The 18882-nt window shown below is 39.0% G+C and carries 17 protein-coding genes; 7 read left to right on the top strand and 10 right to left on the bottom strand.

What is annotated here, in order from left to right; translation table 11 throughout:
- Window positions 1-45: 45 nt before the first annotated feature.
- The 6 genes from FZF08_RS23130 to sufC form a co-directional block, all read right to left on the bottom strand.
- Window positions 46-465 carry a SufE family protein gene (locus FZF08_RS23130; protein ID WP_159474037.1) on the bottom strand — a complete coding sequence of 140 codons (420 nt, stop codon included), beginning with the start codon at window positions 463-465 and terminating at the stop codon, window positions 46-48.
- 3 nt (window positions 466-468) lie between these two features.
- Window positions 469-759, bottom strand: a complete 291-nt coding sequence (locus FZF08_RS32360; protein ID WP_159474035.1) for a type II toxin-antitoxin system RelE/ParE family toxin — start codon at window positions 757-759, stop codon at window positions 469-471.
- Window positions 747-935: a hypothetical protein gene (locus FZF08_RS23120; RefSeq protein ID WP_159474033.1), complete on the bottom strand. Its 189-nt coding sequence runs from the start codon at window positions 933-935 to the stop codon at window positions 747-749. The genes FZF08_RS32360 and FZF08_RS23120 overlap by 13 nt, the downstream gene beginning before the upstream one ends.
- Window positions 936-990: 55 nt before the next feature.
- Complete coding sequence (locus tag FZF08_RS23115) at window positions 991-2217, bottom strand: cysteine desulfurase (RefSeq protein ID WP_159474031.1); 1227 nt, start codon at window positions 2215-2217, stop codon at window positions 991-993.
- An 86-nt stretch (window positions 2218-2303) separates the two neighbouring features.
- Window positions 2304-3623, bottom strand: a complete 1320-nt coding sequence (gene sufD, locus FZF08_RS23110) for a Fe-S cluster assembly protein SufD (protein WP_159474029.1) — start codon at window positions 3621-3623, stop codon at window positions 2304-2306.
- Between the two features lie 85 nt (window positions 3624-3708).
- A complete protein-coding gene (gene sufC, locus FZF08_RS23105; RefSeq protein WP_159474027.1) occupies window positions 3709-4473 on the bottom strand; it encodes a Fe-S cluster assembly ATPase SufC in 765 nt (254 codons plus the stop codon).
- 260 nt (window positions 4474-4733) lie between these two features.
- Between sufC and FZF08_RS23100 the strand changes: the two genes are divergently transcribed.
- Complete coding sequence (locus FZF08_RS23100; protein ID WP_159474025.1) at window positions 4734-6188, top strand: arginine deiminase family protein; 1455 nt, start codon at window positions 4734-4736, stop codon at window positions 6186-6188.
- A 70-nt stretch (window positions 6189-6258) separates the two neighbouring features.
- A complete protein-coding gene (gene ctlX, locus FZF08_RS23095; RefSeq protein WP_159474022.1) occupies window positions 6259-7215 on the top strand; it encodes a citrulline utilization hydrolase CtlX in 957 nt (318 codons plus the stop codon).
- Window positions 7216-7287: 72 nt separating this feature from the next.
- On the opposite strand, the gene FZF08_RS23090 is transcribed toward ctlX, so the two are convergent.
- On the bottom strand, window positions 7288-7746 hold the full coding sequence (locus FZF08_RS23090; protein ID WP_159474019.1) for a hypothetical protein: 459 nt from the start codon (window positions 7744-7746) through the stop codon (window positions 7288-7290).
- 272 nt (window positions 7747-8018) lie between these two features.
- Between FZF08_RS23090 and FZF08_RS23085 the strand changes: the two genes are divergently transcribed.
- Together FZF08_RS23085 and hemW are read left to right on the top strand one after the other, a co-directional pair.
- Window positions 8019-10079 carry a TonB-dependent receptor gene (locus FZF08_RS23085; RefSeq protein ID WP_159474016.1) on the top strand — a complete coding sequence of 687 codons (2061 nt, stop codon included), beginning with the start codon at window positions 8019-8021 and terminating at the stop codon, window positions 10077-10079.
- Between the two features lie 232 nt (window positions 10080-10311).
- A complete protein-coding gene (gene hemW / locus FZF08_RS23080; RefSeq protein WP_159474013.1) occupies window positions 10312-11436 on the top strand; it encodes a radical SAM family heme chaperone HemW in 1125 nt (374 codons plus the stop codon).
- Between the two features lie 135 nt (window positions 11437-11571).
- Here the strand turns inward: hemW and FZF08_RS23075 are convergent, their stop codons facing one another.
- Both FZF08_RS23075 and FZF08_RS23070 read right to left on the bottom strand, forming a co-directional pair.
- On the bottom strand, window positions 11572-13035 hold the full coding sequence (locus FZF08_RS23075; protein ID WP_159474010.1) for a choice-of-anchor A family protein: 1464 nt from the start codon (window positions 13033-13035) through the stop codon (window positions 11572-11574).
- Between the two features lie 420 nt (window positions 13036-13455).
- A complete protein-coding gene (locus FZF08_RS23070; RefSeq protein WP_159474007.1) occupies window positions 13456-13878 on the bottom strand; it encodes an OsmC family protein in 423 nt (140 codons plus the stop codon).
- 223 nt (window positions 13879-14101) lie between these two features.
- Here FZF08_RS23070 and FZF08_RS23065 point away from each other — a divergent pair, with 223 nt between their 5' ends.
- The 3 genes from FZF08_RS23065 (at window position 14102) to dinB (ending at window position 16474) form a co-directional block, all read left to right on the top strand.
- Window positions 14102-14647, top strand: coding sequence for a hypothetical protein (locus tag FZF08_RS23065; RefSeq protein WP_159474004.1), 546 nt, complete (start codon window positions 14102-14104; stop codon window positions 14645-14647).
- A 98-nt stretch (window positions 14648-14745) separates the two neighbouring features.
- Window positions 14746-15348, top strand: coding sequence for a DUF1684 domain-containing protein (locus tag FZF08_RS23060; RefSeq protein ID WP_200837155.1), 603 nt, complete (start codon window positions 14746-14748; stop codon window positions 15346-15348).
- 25 nt (window positions 15349-15373) lie between these two features.
- Window positions 15374-16474 (top strand): DNA polymerase IV, encoded by a 1101-nt coding sequence (dinB, locus tag FZF08_RS23055; protein WP_159474001.1) that lies wholly within the window; start codon window positions 15374-15376, stop codon window positions 16472-16474.
- A 179-nt stretch (window positions 16475-16653) separates the two neighbouring features.
- Here dinB and FZF08_RS23050 read toward each other — a convergent pair whose 3' ends face one another.
- A complete protein-coding gene (locus FZF08_RS23050; protein WP_229216657.1) occupies window positions 16654-18804 on the bottom strand; it encodes a M43 family zinc metalloprotease in 2151 nt (716 codons plus the stop codon).
- Window positions 18805-18882: the final 78 nt, after the last annotated feature.

Here is an 18882-nt window from a genome sequence, read left to right as displayed (position 1 = left end):
GATAACAGCAAGTGAAGCGTCTTAGTTTTCACTTTTGATATTTTTTTATTTGACAGCCTGATAGGCAATTCCGTAAGCTCTCATTTGTTTCAGCATGGAAGCCAATCCATTTGAACGGGTTTGTGCCAGATGCTGATGAAGACCCACTTTCTCCAAAAAATAAAGGTCGGCACTTGCAACTTCCTCAGGTGTGTGTCCTGATAAAACTTTTACAAGCATACCGATCAAACCTCTTGTAATAATCGCATCACTATCAGCCTCAAATTTCAAAAGCTCACCATCCATAGAGGCATTTAACCAAACTCTGGACTGGCACCCTTTAATTATATTTTCTTCGGTTTTAAATTCTTCCTGCAACGCTGGAAATTGTTTTCCGAGATCTATAATATACTCGTACTTGCTATCCCAATCATCAAACAATTCAAAATCTTCGATTAGTTCGTCTTGTGCTTCGTTAATTGTCATAATTTAAAATTCTGATAATGGCCGTGATGAGTGTCTGATTGCCATGATCTCAATTACATTATCCTTTGCAACATTGTATATAACACGATATTTGCCTACTGGAATCTCTCTAATACTAATTAATCTAGTTTCCGGAAGTGTTCTGCCCATATTGGGGAATTTTTCAAGAAGTTCGATCTTACTAAAAACATCATTGATCCACTTTTTAGAATAAGACAGAGATTCTGAATTCAATCCTAGAAAAATTGTATCTAAATCTTGTCTGGCTTCTTCGGACCAATTTATTCGAGCCATTTTTTATAGGCATTTTTAACTTCTTCGTGTGTATGAAACGCTCCGTTATCCAACTGCTTTCTTGACCGTTCGATTTTAGATAGTACAATTATTTGTTCAATTACTTGCTCTACTTCCAAATTATCTGGCATTGCTTCAAGCGACTCTATCAATACATTTTTAGGAATAGTTTCCATTTTCTGAATATTAAATAGTTTAAGCTTATGAATATACAAAATAATTGAGATCGAATCAACCCAACATCTTCTTCGCCTTATGAAGTCCTTTGATCAAACCGTCAATTTCTTCAATCGTGTTGTAAACAGCAAAAGAGGCACGGGTGGTTCCTAAAATCCCCAAACGCGACATTAAAGGTTGCGTGCAATGGTGACCCGTACGAACCGCGATTCCCTGATTATCCAGAATCACAGCAATATCCTGGTGGTGCATACCGTCTATAACAAAAGAAAGTACGCTCACTTTTTCCTTTGCCTGACCAATGATCCTCAACCCGGAAATTTCTTTAACTGCATCGGTCGCATACAAAAGCAGATCATTTTCATGTTTTGCAATGTTTGACTTGCCCAAAGTATCAACATAATCAATCGCATATTTAGCAGCAACAACATCCGCAATATTCGGCGTTCCGGCTTCAAATTTATACGGCAATTCGTTGTAAGTCGTTTTTTCAAACGTTACTTCCTTGATCATTTCACCGCCGCCACGGTATGGAGGCATGGCTTCAAGCAATTCTTTTTTACCATATAAAATACCCATTCCGGTTGGTCCGTATATTTTGTGCAGCGACAAAGCGTAAAAATCAACATCCAGTGCTTGGACATCAATCGTAAAATGTGAACTTGCCTGAGCACCGTCCAATAAAACCTTTGCTCCTACTTTATGCGCTTTTTCAATAATTTCTGCCACCGGATTTATTGTTCCCAGTGCGTTTGAAACATGGACGATAGAAACAAACTTCGTCTTTTCCGAAAGCATTTTCTCATATTCATCCATTAAAAGTTCTCCTTCATCATTGATCGGGATCACTCTTAAAACGCATCCTTTTTCCTCACAGAGCATTTGCCATGGAACAATATTCGAATGGTGTTCCATCGTGGAAATGATGATCTCATCCCCTTCTTTCAGGAATTTCCGTCCGTATGTTTGCGCAACCAGATTAATACTATCCGTTGTCCCATAAGTAAATATTACTTCTTCAGACAATTCAGCATTGATAAATTTTTGTAGTCTCCGGCGTGATTCTTCAAAGGCAAAAGTTGCTTTTTCTGCCAAATGGTGAATTCCTCGGTGAATGTTGGCATTATAATGCTCATAATATCCCGACAGCGCATCCAGTACAATACGAGGTTTTTGCGTTGTAGCGGCATTGTCAAAATACACAAGTTGTTTTCCGTTAATGACTTCATTAAGAATTGGGAAGTCATTACGAATGGACGCTATATCTGGGAAATTAGTCATTTTAATGAAGTATTAAGAAAAATGCCCAACCCAATTGAAGAGAAGGTTGGGCATTATAATAAGTATTCGTAAAGACAGAACGATAATTACTTCCTGGAAAGTTTCTCTGCGATTACATTTTCAAGATATTCACGAATTGAATCGATTTTGATCTGCGAAACAACGTCAGCACAGAAAGCAAACATCAAAAGTGACATGGCTTCTGCCTTGGAAATGCCACGTGAACGCATGTAAAATAATGCTTCCTCGTCGATTTGTCCGGTTGTAGTTCCGTGAGAACATTTCACGTCATCAGCAAAAATTTCAAGCTGAGGTTTGGTATACATCGTTGCGTCATTTGACAAAACGATGTTTTTACAAGACTGAAATGCGTTGGTTTTTTGGGCGTCAGGACGAACAAATATTTTACCATTGAAAACACCTTTCGACTTGTCGCGCAAAATCCCTTTATATAACTCGTTACTTTCAGAATTTGGTTTGCTATGGTCAGCAACCGTATGATTATCAACATGCTGCGTACCATCCGGAAAATACAATCCGTACATATGCGCTTCGCAATGCTCACCATCAATAACAATATTCAGGTTGTTTCTTGTGAACTTTCCGTTTAAAGTTACCGTAGCTGCGTAAAAATGCGATTTTTCCAGCATCCGAACCTGCGTAGTCCCAATGTGATAAGCATTTTCACTTTCATTCTGCACTTTGTAATATTCAACGCCTGCTTCTTCACCGACGTTAATTTCGGTAACCACATTTGTGAAAGAACGTTCGTCGCCGATTGTTCTGAAAGCTTCGGCAATTTTCACATGCGCGTTTTTTCCAACGGCAATGATATTACGCGGCTGACTTGCTACATTTTCTACACGGGCATCACTAACAAAACGAAGAATTACCGGGTGCTCAACAGTCTGATTGTTTGGCACATAAATAAAAACTCCGTCGTGAGCAAATGCAGTATTTAATGAAGTAAAAGCATCCGAGTCGTTTTTCACCAATTCATCAAAATAAGAATTGACAAGATCCGGATTGTTTTTATACGCATTTTGTAAAGAATCTATAATGATCTGATCCGTAGAAGAAACCACCGTAGAAAGTGCCGGATTGTAATGACCGTTTACAAAATACAATATGTTAGCAGCCTGCTCCGGCATTTTCAGATCGATAAGATCTTCTGCCGAAAGCGTGTCGCTGGTATTAAAGTTATAGGAAGCACTGATCAAGTCACGTACGTTGCTGTATTTCCACTCTTCGTTTTTAGGCGTTGGGAATCCCAATGTTTCAAACTGAGTGAAAGCAGCACGTTTTTTCTGATGGAAAGCAGATTTTGCTTCACCATTCATCACGGATTCCCGCGCGTGAAAATCAGTGATTAATTTCGTTCTTAAATCTATTGTTTCGGTACTCATTCCGTTTTTGGTATTGAAAGTGATGTTATCTGATCAACCCGCTGGTCAATCCAACAATAACCTGAAAATTAAAACTGACAGATTATTAGTTTACTTCCTGAGCCTCAACTTCGGCTTTAATCCAGTCATATCCTTTTTCTTCCAATTCAAAAGCAAGCTCTTTTCCACCGGATTTAACAATTCTTCCTTTGTAAAGTACGTGTACAAAATCAGGAACGATATAATCCAACAGACGCTGGTAGTGGGTAACCACGATCGCAGAACGCTCAGGAGAACGAAGAGAATTCACTCCTTCCGCGACGATACGCAAGGCATCAATGTCAAGTCCTGAATCGGTTTCATCCAAAATAGCAAGTTTTGGTTCAAGCACCGCCATCTGGAAAATTTCATTACGTTTTTTCTCTCCACCCGAGAAACCTTCGTTCAAAGCACGTTTCAAAAGAGAATCGTTCATGCTAACCAATTTCGCTTTTTCACGCACCATTTTAAGGAAACGTGCTGCATCCAAAGGTTCTTCACCGTTATATTTACGAATTTCGTTAACCGCAGTTTTAAGGAAATTTATGGTAGTCACACCTGGAATTTCAACAGGATACTGAAAAGCAAGGAATATTCCTTCCGCTGCTCTTTGTTCTGCTGCAAGTTCTAATAAATCTTTTCCGTCAAAAGTAACAGTACCTGCTGTTACTTCATATTCTTCTCTTCCTGCCAAAACAGATGCCAAAGTGCTTTTTCCTGATCCGTTCGGACCCATGATAGCATGAACTTCACCTGGTTTGATTTCCAGGTTAATGCCTTTTAATATTTCTTTGCCGTCTATCGAGGCGCGCAATCCATTAATTGAGAGCATAACTGATTTTATACTTGTATATGTAGTTCTTGGTAATTTACCGCAAAAGTAGTAAGCTTTGGTCGTATATGAAAATAACCACCCCGGTTCAAAACAAACATTCTGGTAATACATCTTTATTAACCTTTTTCAGGGCATCTGTGTTCCCTAGAGGAGGATATTTTGGACATACTTTACTATAAAAGTAGGCAAAGCAATCAACAAATATCCCAATTGTAAATTATCCGCATTACTTTGCGACCTGATTTTAAGCTTGATATATGGTAAATACAGATAAAACAAAGTCATCTGAAATAATGGTTTCAACCGAAGTTGGGACATTAAGAAGATTACTTATTCATAGTCCGGATCGTGGATTAGGAAAAGTTATTCCTTCAAAGGCACAGGACTGGCTTTTTGAAGATATTGTTCACCTGAACACAATGCGTAAAAAAGAATATGATTATTATGTAAAACTTCTTTTATACTTTCTTGATCCTGAAAAGATTAAAGGAAAATTAAAAGAAATAAACGACGATAAATCCCGAGCTTTTTACATTCCGGGGTCTGAAAAATATTTTAATTCGGACAAAGTCGTTGACATCCAAAAGCTTTTGGCTGAAATTCTGCTTGACGAAAATATCAGAATAAAATTAACCGCCGCGATATGCGGGATTGAACGCTGTTCGTATCAAACACAAAATGAACTGAATACTTTTGACGCCAATGAGCTTGCCAAAATCTTCATTTCCGGCTCATTTTCAGACAAACGCATGTTGTTCGCGCCTTTGCCAAATTTAATTTTCATGCGTGATATTGGGATCGTTATCAATGATCATATTTTATTAAATAAACCGGCAAAATCGGCCCGGACGAGAGAATCCATTTTAGCACAGTTTATTTTCTTTCATCACCCAATGTTCGCTGCATTTAAGGATAACATTATTGAAATCCCGGAAAATGAGCGGCATTTTTTACTTCCGGATGATGAAAAAGCAAGTGATTACCATCGCTGTACACTAGAAGGCGGTGATGTGATGATGGTCGCTCCCGGACATTTGCTAATTGGGTGCAGCGAGCGAACCTCCTTATATGCTGCCCAGCAAGTGATGAAAATATTATTTGATAAAAATGTAGTCGGGAAAATTTCCATCATAAAAATTCCGAAGAAACGGGATTACATGCATATCGATACGATTTTCACACAAGTCAAAAAGAATGTCTGGGTTTTATTAAGCAGTATTGGAAGACTTGGTGACGAAGCAAAAAAGAAAGATGTTTTGCATTTTTTCGCACCAAAAATAACCAATCCGGACTTTCAGATTTTACAGTTTACCAAAGGAGAAGAGCAAAATCCTGTTGAAATTGAAAACCTGGAAGATCTGCTTACGGATATAAGCAAGAATGATTTGAAATGTGAAGAAGACGTTCAGTTTATTTATTCCGGAAATAATGAATTCCCGTACGGCGAGCGCGAGCAATGGACGGATTCCTGTAATTTACTGGCGATAAAAGACGGCGTTGTGATAGGTTATGACCGGAATGATAAAACACTGGATGCTTTCCGTGAAAAGGGTTTCAGGATCATCAGGGCAAAAGATTTAATTCAAAAATTTGAAGACGATGAGCTTTCTCCTGATACTCTGACAAACACTTTCATAACACTTCCATCGGCCGAATTGTCCAGAGCGCGAGGCGGATCACATTGTATGAGCATGCCTATATTAAGAGATTGAAATCAGATTGCAAACTGACCATTTAGGTTGTAAATTGCATTTACTTCTCAACTAATTAAACATTACTCCTATGCGCCCTATAGCCACATCGATTTTTACCCAACCTCAGTCCACTGCCAGGATCATGATGATCCGGCCTGCTCAATTCGGTTTTAATAGCGAGACTGCCGGAAGCAATGAGTTTCAGCAAAAAGAACACGCAGTAAAAACGAACGAAATTGCGCAGGAAAAGGCAAAGGAAGAATTTGACCTGATGATTTCGCAACTATCCCTGACGGGACTTGATCTACATATTTTCGATGATACCGACGAGGTTTACAGACCCGACGCCGTTTTCTCTAATAACTGGGTTTCTTTTCACCAAAGCGGGAAAGTGGTTTTATATCCGATGATGGCGGAAAACCGGAGAGCGGAACGCAGACTGGATATTATCGAAGAACTTAGAAAAGATTTTCTGGTTGAGGAAATCATTGACCTGACACATTTTGAAAATGAAGGAAAATACCTGGAAGGAACCGGAAGTATGGTTTTGGACCGGCGTTATAAAATAGCATACGCATGTCTTTCACCAAGAACACATCCGGAAGTCTTGCAAGCTTTTGCCGATGCATTGGGCTATGAAATTGTAACGTTCTCAGCCTCAGACGAAAACGACAAGGCCATTTACCATACCAACGTCCTGATGTGTGTTGGTGATATTTTTGCAATTGTTTGTCTGGAAGCAATTAAAAACCCGGATGAGCGGCTCAAAGTGAGAAGTTTACTTGAAGAAACAAACAAATATATTGTTGAAATTTCTCTGGAACAGGTCCGGCATTTTGCAGGAAATATGTTGATGGTCAGAAATTTAAAAGGCGATAAGTTTCTGATGATGTCAACGCAAGCCTATGATGCATTGACCGAAAATCAGCATAAGGCTCTACTGGATTATGCTAAAATAATTCATTCCGATTTGTCTGTCATTGAGGGTTACGGAGGCGGTTCTGCACGTTGTATGATGACTGAAATTCATTTGCCACTTCGATAAAACTGAATCAGTAAACGTAAAAAGGAGTCGACCAAAATAAGCCGACTCCTTTTTTTTAAATACTTGATTTGATTAATCTTTCAAATCAGCTTTAATCTTATCCATTTTGGCACGTGTATCAGATTTGAAATTATCCCATTTCTCGTCTGTTTCAGCCTGCAATTTGTTAAGTGATTCTTTCAAATCTTCTTTTTCTTTTTGCAGCTCTTTTTTACGTTCCTTCCATTTATCTTTTTCTTTGGCAGTAGCTTTATCCATTTTAGCATCTGCTTCCTCTATTTTATTATCGATTTTGCTGATTGAATCATCAATATCGGTTTTCAGAGATTCTTTTTCATCTTTAAATTTAGATTTGAAATCATCACCTGCATCTTTCATATCTGATTTTGCATCATCAATATTTTCTTTTGCGTCATTTTGAGCTGCCTCCGCAGTATCTTCAGCAGAATTTTTCGTCTTTTCAGAACAACTGCTAAAAGTCAACATTCCAACTGTCAACATTGAAGCTACGATCCAGGTTATTTTTTTCATTTTTGTTGTGTTTAATTTAAAAGTTTGAATTGTATCATTAATTCATTGGTAGTATTAAAAATATCCTACCAACTTGATATTCGTTTTCAAAACTGTTTAGTTGTGGAAAAACATACTCATCTGTTTAAACTAAGAATGCAAGATTATTTTCGGAAGGCATTTGAGACGAATCCTTTCAGTTTTAGTCACAAATACCATGCTTTTTTTAAAGTACTTGTTTGTTACTATCCCTTTTAATAAAGAGCTTTGTCATACATTCCTAAACAAAACCTATGTCAAGACATTTATTAATTTCCATATTTTCCTGCCTGCCAATTTTTCAAAGCTTTGCCCAAAACGCAATGCAAAACGATACGCTTGCAGCAAGACAACTTGATGAAATTACGGTCAACGCTTTTGAATCAAAAACCAACCGGCTCTCAACGACTGCAACGGTAGGTTTACTCACTGCAAAATCAATTGAACGATTTTCCTCAACTACCTGGACCAACGCAGTAAATGCGATTCCGGGCGTGAGAATGGAAGAAAGATCGCCGGGAAGTTATCGATTTTCTGTTCGAGGAAGTTTAATTCGCTCTCCGTTTGGTATTCGTAATGTCAAATTTTACTGGAACGGAATACCATTCACAGATGCTGGTGGAAATACTCCTTTAAATTCGCTCGATTTTGGATCTGTGCAAAGTATGGAAGTGATCAAAGGACCTGGAAGCAGTCTTTATGGTGCCGGAACCGGTGGGGTTGTTTTAATGCAAAGTCGTACCGATAATCCTGGCATGAACCGGGTTGAGCAAAGTGTGGGTTATGGGAAATACGGTTTTCAAAGTCGTAGCACAACTTTGCAGGTTGGTGATATTTCTGTCCAATACGGTCATCAGGAACAAGATGGCTATCGGAAACAAAGCGGGATGGTGCGAGATGCTATTCGGTTTACATCAAACAGCAAAGTTGGAAAAGGTACGCTTTCGTTGCTTGGAATGTATTCGGATCTGATGTATCAGACTCCCGGCGGAATCACTCTTGCACAATACAAATCAGATCCAAAACTTGCCCGTCAGTCTTCTCCAACAGTTCCGGGAAGTGAGGCGCAACATGCGGCCATTTATACCAAATTTGCTCTTTTGGGAGGCAATTATTCCATTGCACTTAACGATAACTGGACGCAAAGTACTGCACTTTATTTAACGACTAATGATTTTGCCAATCCATTTATTTCCAATTATGAAAAACGTGACGAGCAAGGAATGGGTGGAAGAAATATCTGGCAAAATACTGCCCAGATCGGTAATGTAAAAACAAACTGGACAACCGGTTTTGAGTGGCAATACAGTAAATCAGCACAAAGAAATTATGATAATAACGGAGGAGTTCCCGGAAAACAACAAACCGTTGAGGACGTCCGCACAAGTGCCTTATCCGCTTTCACACAATTGGAAGCTGTTCTTTTTTCTGACTTAACGGTTACAGCAGGTGTCAGTTATAATACATCAAAATATAAATACGAACGTTTCTTTGTGCTTCCATATAGCAAGGAACAAAGAACATTTGACGGGATTTTTGTGCCAAGATTCGCCCTTAACAAAATCATTGCAAAAACATGGGCAGTTACAGCATCATACAGCAGCGGATTCTCTCCTCCTACTTTACAGGAAGTCCGTCCCTCGGCTGGCGGATTCCGCAGAGATCTTGAAGCAGAACGAGGCATGAATACCGAAATTGGTATTCGTAAAATAGGCAACAGATTTACAGCGGAAATTAACGCCTATCATTTTGGCCTGAAACAGACCATTGTTAGAAGAACAAATGAAGCAGGTTCTGAATATTTTATCAATGCTGGAAAAACAAAACAAATCGGCCTGGAATGGAACCTGGGATACGATCTGATCGCAAATCCAAAATCACCGGTTTCCTTAAGAATCTGGGATTCCGGAACGTATACAAAATATACCTATGACAATTATCAGTCGGGCGATGTGAATCTGAGCGGAAAACTGATTCCGGGAATCCCAAGACTTATACAGACTACTGGTCTTGATGCAAAATTCAGATATGGATTTTCTCTTTATGCAACCTATCAGCATGGCAGCTCACTGTACCTGAACGATGCAAATACAGTTAAAAATACGCCTTACAACCAATTTACAGCCCGTGCTGCCTGGAAAAAAAGCTGGGGAAATCATTTGTACAGCGAACTTTCTGCTTCTGCCGAAAAAGTTAACGCTGCCATTTACAGTCTCGGCTACGACCTAAACGCCTTCGGAAACCGTTACTACAACAGTGCTCCCAAAAACAACCTTTGGGCTGGTGTAAAGATTGGCTGGGAATGGAAGAAATAATTGTTAATTGTTAAGGGTTAAGGGTTAATGATGGCGGTTTGTGAGTTGGTGGCTTGTTTCTTCAATTTGTGTTTTTGGTAATTTCCGGTTTATTTTTTTTAATATGATTATTATCAAATGAAACTCCAAGTCTTTTTCTCCTGTTCTTTTGAAACCGCAATCAGTATATTGGGCCAAAAATTGTCATTGAGCCACCATTAACCCTTAACAATTAACCATTAACAATTAAAATTTGCATCTCTACATTCATATTCCCTTTTGCAGACAAGCCTGTCATTATTGTGATTTTCATTTCAGCACGAATACTAAAAATAAACGGGCGATTGTGGAAGCCATTGCAAGAGAGATTATCCTAAGAAAAGAATATCTATCATCAGGCGAACTGGAAACCATATATTTTGGCGGCGGGACACCCTCGTTGCTGGATGAATCGGAGCTTGGATTCTTGATGCAGACAATCCGTTCAAACTTTAAAGTAGATGCGGATGCAGAAATAACACTAGAGGCAAATCCTGACGATTTGAATAAAGAAAAACTTGTTCAACTTCAATCAGCTGGTATCAACCGGCTTAGCATTGGAATTCAATCATTCCATGAGCCGCACCTGAAACATCTTAACCGGATCCATGATTCTTACGAAGCTGGAAATTGTGTGAAACTTGCGCAGGAAGTTGGGATTAATAATATTTCTATTGATTTGATCTATGCAATTCCGGCACCTGATCACGCGATTCTTGAATCTGATATTCAAAAGGCATTTGAACTTGACGTTGCTCATATCTCAGCTTATTGCCTGACAATTGAACCACAAACGGCTTTTGGAAGCTGGTTGAAAAAGAAGAAGATTAAGCCAATTGATGAAGAATTTGCTGCACAGCAATTTGAGATTTTAATGGCCGGACTTGCTTCAAACGGTTATGAACAATATGAAATTTCAAATTTTGCCAGAAACGGGAAATACAGTCGACATAATAGTTCTTACTGGAAACAGCATCACTATCTTGGCGTTGGCCCAAGTGCCCATTCGTACAATGGCGTTAGTAGAGAATTCAATATTTCCAACAATGCCCAATATCTTGCAGCTATTCTGGATGATAGAATCCCTTCCACGATTGAAATTCTCTCTTCCGCGGATCAGGTAAATGAATATTTGTTGACAGGACTTCGTACGAAGTGGGGATGCGACATATCAACGCTTAATAAATTGTCCGACAATGGATTTGAAATACAAAACCGCGCAGAAATATCCATGATGGCTCAAAAAGGCTGGCTGTTTATTGATAACGGAACAATTCTGCTAACACATGCCGGAAAATTATTCGCCGACAGAATAGCAAGTGATTTGTTTCTGGATTAGGATTTCTATCGGCAACACTAAAAGCCAAAAGCTATTAGCCAGCAGCTAAACGTCAAAAGGGGTGTGTAGAATTATAAATTCCACACACCCCGATTTGATTAAAATTCAAAGTTCAACTTAGGTTAGGCACTACCTTTACTGCTTTACAATTTTAGCGGTACTAATTGAACCGTTTATCTGTTTTAGCTGAATAATGTATATTCCGGAACTCACATTTGACAAATCGATTTTGTCAGAAGCGGCCGACATGGAAATTCTTTTTCCTGCTGTGTTGATCAAAAACACTTCTTTCACTTTACTCCAGTCCGGCGTTTCAATCATTGCCTGACTTACCACAGGATTTGGATAAACCGAAATCGCAGAAGGAAGATCAAGTGAGATTTCAATCACGCGGCTATATGCAAACGTAGCATCCCGGTCAATCATTTTAAGCATGTAATAATTCTCTCCATTTGACGGGTCAGAGTGAACAAACTGGTAATTTGACAAACTCGCACTTTCTCCTTTTGAAAAAACAGTTCCAATCAAATTCCAGTTTTTGGCATCAACGCTGTATTGTACATCAAAACGATCACTGTTGGTTTCGGATGTAGTTGCCCATTTTAAAATAGACAGATTACCTTCTTTTTCCGCGGAGAACGAGGTTAAAGTTACAGGCAACGGAGTAGTGGATGGCTTTACAAAAGTGGAGCATAAATTATGAAACTCGAAGCCATTTGTCTGATCCACATTCCCGCCGATTACAGCCTGACCATTAATACTGCCACCATTTCCCAGCAAATTCGCCACTGGAGCTAACACCGCAGCCTGAAGCGCATAGCTGGCCAGGGAAATATTGGTTGCCAAAGGAAAATTAAACAACATTCGCTCTCTTAAATTTTGCGGCATTGAACCTCCATTTATATCCACAGTTTTATTTGTCACATTTACCAGGATCTGTGAAGATGCCGGGATATTATTAAAGGTTAAACCAAATGTTTTTCCTGTTGGAATGGTCAGACTAAATACGTTTGTAGAGGCTGTGGTACCGTTGAGCTGAATATCAACATAATTGTCATAGTCATTGTAAACTACGGTTCCTGTAGTAGGAATAGCTGCCAGCGTATTCGATAAGTTTACGTAATTTGTTTTTAGCGTTCCAAAAGAAAGACGATTCGTGACGGGTCCAATATTGCTGCCTTGCCCACTGGCATGTGTTGGATATTGCGAGCCCGACGTTACCGTGTTATAGATAAAATTACCTACGACCGAATAATTATTGGCATTATTGAAATTTCCATTCACAATAAAGTTATCCGTTGTACTTGGTGCAGGATCACCGATTGATCCATGACCTACCGAATAGCTGCTCGGAGCAGTAAAATTGCCACCAACCGCTAGTCTTCCTTCTGAATCGCCACCGGTCGCGTCCAGATTTCCAAAAATAAGTGCATTGAAGTTTCCATTTCCGTTATAGCCTGCACCAAAGTAATTACCCGGTACAGTCAGCGCAACTGTGGAAGAACACTGTGCATAAATCCGGCTCATTGAACCGAGGATTACACTGATAAAAAGTAAGCCTGCAAGCTTTACAGAATTAAATTTAAAGAACGTTTTCATAGAGTCCGGGTTAAGATTAATAATTGTACTATTTCAATTTTTATCAAAAATTTATTTCTAGGTACGCACAATTCAAATATTTAGACCATAAGAGTAAAATATTATTTCAAAACTTACAACATACTCATATATAGAATATTAACAAAGACAAATATAACAAGCATTTTAAGTTTGTTACGCATAAATGATTAAAAAAACATTATATCAACCATAGCCGTAGAACTAATTTAATTGCACTTTATAAATACGTAGAAATTTGTGGATTAGATATAAAAGTATAATTACACCACTTTCGAAGTAATTGGATGCCTAATACTTATTGAAGAAATTTTCGGTTTATTCAGGCAAAAAAAATAGCGGCTGAATGATTTTAAAATCATTCAGCCGCTCTAATTCAATTCAAAAAGAATTGGTCAAAAATTATGCAAGCAATTCTACTTCCAGTGTTTTCTCAGCATTCAAAACTTTGGAGACAGGACATTTTTCTTTCGCTGCATGTGCAATTTCGTCAAACTTCTCAGCTGAAATACCAGGAACTTTTCCTTTCAAAACCAAAGCGCTTTTAGTAATAGCACCTTGTGAGGGATCTAGCGTGATAACGGCAGATACATTAAGTTCATCAGCAGTAAAACCAGCCTCGTTTAAAAGAAAGCTCAATTGCATGGCAAAACATCCTGCATGCGCAGCAGCGATAAGCTCCTCAGGGTTGGTTCCTACTCCGTCCGCAAAACGGGTATTGAAAGAATATTGTGTATTTTCAAGGACAGTGCTCTGAGTACTCATAGTACCGGTACCTTCTTTTCCCGTACCTTTCCAAACGGCATTTGCTCTACGATTGATCATGGTTTTATTTATTTTTTGAATAATTATTTGTGTTAAACATATCAATGTGAAAAATACTACCTTACAATTACCAATGCAAATTATTTAATTATTAATGCTTAGCCTCATTTTACACCTCTGGCATTATTTTGTCAATAAAAAGTTAACATGCCTACTTTATTAGGGCATTTAAAAAACTTAGCGCAAATTTGTGCCAGTAACAACTCTTAAAATCTAAATAGTCATGACAAAAAAGCTAATTCCATTATTATTCGTTATTGCAATTCTTTTTCAGGGGTGTAAAGGAGACGACGGTGCTCCGGGGATTGATGGAGGAACCGTACTGGGGACGACATTTGATCTTACAAAGGTTAATTTCACTCCTGCAAACAAATATGTAACCAGCTACACCTTTGCTGCAACTTCGCCAAATGTTAAAGTTTTAGAATCAGACCTTGTTTTGATCTATATTTACTGGGGTGAGGATGTACTTGGAAATGCGTTGGATACCTGGCGATTAATGCCTCAAACTACTTACGATACTGGTTTGGGAGCCTTGATTTACAATTTTGACCGTACAACCACAGATTTCTCGATCTTTCTGGATGGCAATGTAGATTATTCTAAACTACCAGCGTCTTACACGCAAAACCAAACTTTCCGTGTTGTGATCATCCCATCTGATTTCAGCTCAAGAAAAAGCGGTACAGTTGATTACAGCGACTACAACGCTGTGAAAAACTTTTATAACATTGACGAAAGTAAAATAGCAAAATATCCTGCTAAATAATGTTTTGAAGCAGGTATACCACTGTACTTTATTCGGATTACAGTTGCAAAAAATCACAAAATCCGGTAACTTTTTACCGGATTTATTTTTTACTCAATATGAGAAATATTCTTAACCTGGCTCTATTATTAATTATTTGCATCTCCACAAAAGCTCAGACCTTTGAAAAAGAGACTGAACTTTTCAGGAAACATTACAAAGAGGATTTTATAAAATCTAAAAATTCTCCTTTAAAAAAGGACGACCTGGCATATCTGCGCTTTTTTGAACCAGATTCAACCTATCGGATCAAAGCAGTCTTCAAAAGAATTCTTAAAAGCAGGCCATTTGAAATGCCAACTTACAGCGATACCAATAAAACCTATGTTAAATATGGGCTGCTAAGATTTAAACTTAATGGCCGCAAACAAACACTTACTGTTTACCGTAGTTTGAGTTTGCAGACACTTCCCCAATACCGGGATCACCTTTTTTTACCTTTTAAAGACAAAACCAATGGCATTCAGTCCTATGGCGGAGGCCGGTATATTGATCTAAGTACGGGTGATATTAAAAATAATATGGTTGAACTGGATTTCAACAAAGCATACAATCCATATTGTGCTTACAGCGACGGATATAATTGTCCTATTCCACCTGCCAGTAATCACTTAACAGCGAAAATTGAAGCCGGGGAGAAAAATTACGCCAAGGAACATTAATAAAATTTACTATGTTTCGTGAACAATGTCTGATTCGACGCCATCTCACCGTAAAATAATCCACATTGATATGGATGCATTTTATGCGTCCGTAGAACAGCGGGATTTCCCCGAATACAGGGGAAAACCTTTGGCTGTGGGAGGCTCTCCGACCGGCCGCGGCGTGGTTGCAACTGCAAGTTATGAAGCCCGGAAATTCGGCGTACGCTCAGCGATGTCTTCCAGAATAGCAATAAAGCTTTGTCCACAAATTATCTTTGTACCTCCAAGATTTGACGCCTATAAAGCAGCTTCCAGAAATATCAGAGAAATATTTCAACGATATACCGATATCATAGAACCACTTTCTCTGGACGAAGCTTTTCTGGATGTGACACAAGACAAACTTCAAATAGGATCTGCACTTGAAATAGCCAGACAGATCAAAAAAGCAATAAAAGACGAACTTAATCTGACTGCTTCTGCCGGTATTTCTACAAATAAATTTGTTGCGAAAATTGCCTCCGATATTGATAAACCTGACGGTCTGACTTTTATCGGTCCCTCTAAAATTGAAACATTTATAAATAATCTTCCGGTTGAAAAGTTTTTCGGCGTAGGAAAAGTGACAGCGCAGAAAATGAATAATATGCAGTTATTCACCGGGGCGGATCTGAAAAAACTTACTGAAAATGAACTGGTAAAACACTTTGGAAAAACGGGTCATTTCTATTTCAGAATTGTAAGAGGAATTGATGAACGGGAAGTCCAAACCCATCGGGAAACCAAATCTTTGGGAGCTGAAGACACTTTCACCTATGATTTGAGCACAACGGAAGAAATGCACAAAGAACTGGATATCATAGCCGAAACAGTTTTCAAAAGATTACAAAAAAGTCAATTGAAGGGGCGGACGATAACGCTGAAAATAAAATATAGCGACTTCACACAAATTACACGGAATTTCTCCTACCTGCATCCTGTTGGAGATTTTGAAACCATTTTAAATACGGTCAAAAAGCTTTTGGAAAAGGTCGATATGGAAGAAAGAACAGTTCGTTTACTGGGAATCTCTATTTCTAATTTCGGTGAGCCAGAAATAAAACCAAGAAAACCACGCGATCCCGAACAGTTGGAATTATTTTGACCTCATTATTATTCATAAAATAAAAAAAACGCTTCACCAACCGAAGTCTAAGTAAAGCGTTACGTAACAATTGAGCGTAGGTTAAATTCGTTCTTAGGCTTTCGGCGGTCGGCAATCGGCTATACAATTATTGATAACAACAAATTGAAAGCCGAAAGCTGATGGCCGAAAGCCTCACTTCAATATTTCACTATCTTCTTCGTAAGTGTTTTTGTATCAAATACAGCTTTCACAATATACAATCCGGCTGCCGAATTTTGCAGGTTAAAATCAAAAACATTTGTACTTACCTCACCACTTGGCAAATTTAGTTTTGCAACTTCCTGCCCCGTGACAGAATATATTGTAATCGACTGCAAACCTGCCGGATGCGGATAAAACTGAACGGATATTTCTCCACTTGTGGGATTCGGTGTCACAAGAAATCCTGCTTCTTTGAGGTTTGGATTGACCGTTACCGTTCGGATATTGATATCATCCAGATAAATGTCATTTTCGTTTCCATTGATATTCATGAATGCAATAAGCACATTTCCCTTGCTGATATAGTCCGAGATATTCAAATCTTCTTTTCTCCATTCGCCAGCGGTAGGGGCAAATGCAGTTCTGGTTGCGGACGTCCGGGTAATAAGATTTGGCCCCCATTTCTTATATAAACTCGTATAGGACAATCCACAATCTGTACTGATCATCACCTGAAGTGTATCCCACACATTTCCCGCACTTGTTGATGCCGTATAGGTTGCTGCGGCTACCTGAAAGGATACGAAGGCTGAATCTACTCCGGCAATATTAACCGTCGGACTGCGCAAATAGTCCTTCTGACCGATAGCCGGATAATCAAAATTCCTCATCCTGGCAGAAGCATTTCCGGTTTTTGCCCCTTCCGTTGTTTTTTCCCAGGTTTGTCCGCCATCAGGATTAACAATATCCCAGGCCACCGGGGGAAATTCACCTTCAAAACCTTCCACAATTGGTGGCGCAGACGGTAGATAATATATAAAATCAAAACTTAGCATATCATTTGAGGTATCCTCATCCTGAGCGCCATTTGGATTGACAGAAGTAACGGTCAGAACATGATTTCCTTCAACAGCTGTCATTCCTGCCAATGTAACCGTTGTTTCTGAAAAGCTTGCCAGAGAACCTGTCCATTTGTAACTTACCACAGGGCCATTGTCTACACTGGCGTTAATGGTTACAGAAGTAATGGTTTCACTTCCACGATTTCGGAGAATAACCTGTGGCGTAAATGTGCTGGTACACAAACGCTGATCTGGCTGTGTGATTTGCTTAATCGAAGCATCCTTACTTTTCAAATTCAGAGGCTGACATCCTTTTGAAGAGCTTAGAATTGACCGATAATTGGAATAAGCGGTTTCCATCCTCGCTACTTGCTCAATCGTAAACATAAGGAGACAGGCATCAGCCGTATAATCCATATAATTTTGATACATGATACCCGGCGAGGTAGTTGTGCAATTATCAGTTACCACACCCGTTCTACACGTACTTGAACTATTTCCCTGATTAGGAGTGTCAGTAACGCCGTCGCTCCCTGAACAGCTTCCGTTATCATCACCCCAAATATGTAAGAGGTTAAAATAGTGACCAATTTCGTGTGTAAGCGTTTTACCTTCGTTAAAACCAGTTGCATTTCCACCGGGTAAACTGTTATAAGCAACAACAACGCCTTGTTCATCAGGATTTCCGTCATTTGGAAAAGTAGCATAACCCAGCGTATTATTTGACAAAACACATACCCAGATATTCAAATAACTATCCGGGTCCCAGGCATCGGCACCACCGGTAGACTTGTGTTTTACATAATTGCTGGTATAATCAAAGGATGTTTGTGTAGTGCTATATCTGACAATACCCGTTGTTGGTTCTTCATTCGGCGTGCGTTGTGCAAGGCAAAACTGAATTCCGGACGACCCAAATAAGCTTTTAAAATAAGATGGAATTTTTGCAGCACCCGCATTCAACCCTGCATAATCTTTATTAATCGTATCAAGCTGTGCCTGTATCTGCGCATCCGTAACCTGTGCCTGATTTCTCATTACCACGTGAAAAACAACAGGTACGGTTACTAATCCGCCTGTCTTCATGGATTTTCTACTTGCAATACGCTCGGCAACGAGCTTGCGCAGTTGTAGTTCTCTTTCGCTGAATTTTTGCCTTAATCCAGGATTTGTTGAAAATCGCTGTTCCAAAAGCGGCATTGTAGCACATCTGTCCTGAGCGTTTACAAAAATTGGAAATGCCAGAAGAGAAATTATAACTACAAGTTTATATAAATTTAATGCATCAATATTTGATTTGGACATTTTTCAATATGGTAATGTTGTCGATTTGGATCGTTTCGGGAGTCTCAGATTTTAAACGCTGTGCCAATATTTATAACT

This window comes from Dyadobacter sp. 3J3, from assembly GCF_009801115.1.
In the GTDB taxonomy this organism is placed as follows: domain Bacteria; phylum Bacteroidota; class Bacteroidia; order Cytophagales; family Spirosomataceae; genus Dyadobacter.
Note: the sequence above shows the minus strand (reverse complement) of the source record. Positions and strands in the feature narration are given on the sequence as shown.

Excerpts from the sequence above, each read along its gene's own strand:
- FZF08_RS23130 (WP_159474037.1), bottom strand. The coding sequence starts at position 465 with ATGACAATTAACGAAGCACAAGACGAACTAATCGAAGATTTTGAATTG.
- FZF08_RS32360 (WP_159474035.1), bottom strand. The coding sequence starts at position 759 with ATGGCTCGAATAAATTGGTCCGAAGAAGCCAGACAAGATTTAGATACA.
- FZF08_RS23120 (WP_159474033.1), bottom strand. The coding sequence starts at position 935 with ATGGAAACTATTCCTAAAAATGTATTGATAGAGTCGCTTGAAGCAATG.
- FZF08_RS23115 (WP_159474031.1), bottom strand. The coding sequence starts at position 2,217 with ATGACTAATTTCCCAGATATAGCGTCCATTCGTAATGACTTCCCAATT.
- sufD (WP_159474029.1), bottom strand. The coding sequence starts at position 3,623 with ATGAGTACCGAAACAATAGATTTAAGAACGAAATTAATCACTGATTTT.
- sufC (WP_159474027.1), bottom strand. The coding sequence starts at position 4,473 with ATGCTCTCAATTAATGGATTGCGCGCCTCGATAGACGGCAAAGAAATA.
- FZF08_RS23100 (WP_159474025.1), top strand. The coding sequence starts at position 4,734 with ATGGTAAATACAGATAAAACAAAGTCATCTGAAATAATGGTTTCAACC.
- ctlX (WP_159474022.1), top strand. The coding sequence starts at position 6,259 with ATGCGCCCTATAGCCACATCGATTTTTACCCAACCTCAGTCCACTGCC.
- FZF08_RS23090 (WP_159474019.1), bottom strand. The coding sequence starts at position 7,746 with ATGAAAAAAATAACCTGGATCGTAGCTTCAATGTTGACAGTTGGAATG.
- FZF08_RS23085 (WP_159474016.1), top strand. The coding sequence starts at position 8,019 with ATGTCAAGACATTTATTAATTTCCATATTTTCCTGCCTGCCAATTTTT.
- FZF08_RS23075 (WP_159474010.1), bottom strand. The coding sequence starts at position 13,035 with ATGAAAACGTTCTTTAAATTTAATTCTGTAAAGCTTGCAGGCTTACTT.
- FZF08_RS23070 (WP_159474007.1), bottom strand. The coding sequence starts at position 13,878 with ATGATCAATCGTAGAGCAAATGCCGTTTGGAAAGGTACGGGAAAAGAA.
- FZF08_RS23065 (WP_159474004.1), top strand. The coding sequence starts at position 14,102 with ATGACAAAAAAGCTAATTCCATTATTATTCGTTATTGCAATTCTTTTT.
- FZF08_RS23060 (WP_200837155.1), top strand. The coding sequence starts at position 14,746 with ATGAGAAATATTCTTAACCTGGCTCTATTATTAATTATTTGCATCTCC.
- dinB (WP_159474001.1), top strand. The coding sequence starts at position 15,374 with ATGTCTGATTCGACGCCATCTCACCGTAAAATAATCCACATTGATATG.
- FZF08_RS23050 (WP_229216657.1), bottom strand. The coding sequence starts at position 18,804 with ATGTCCAAATCAAATATTGATGCATTAAATTTATATAAACTTGTAGTT.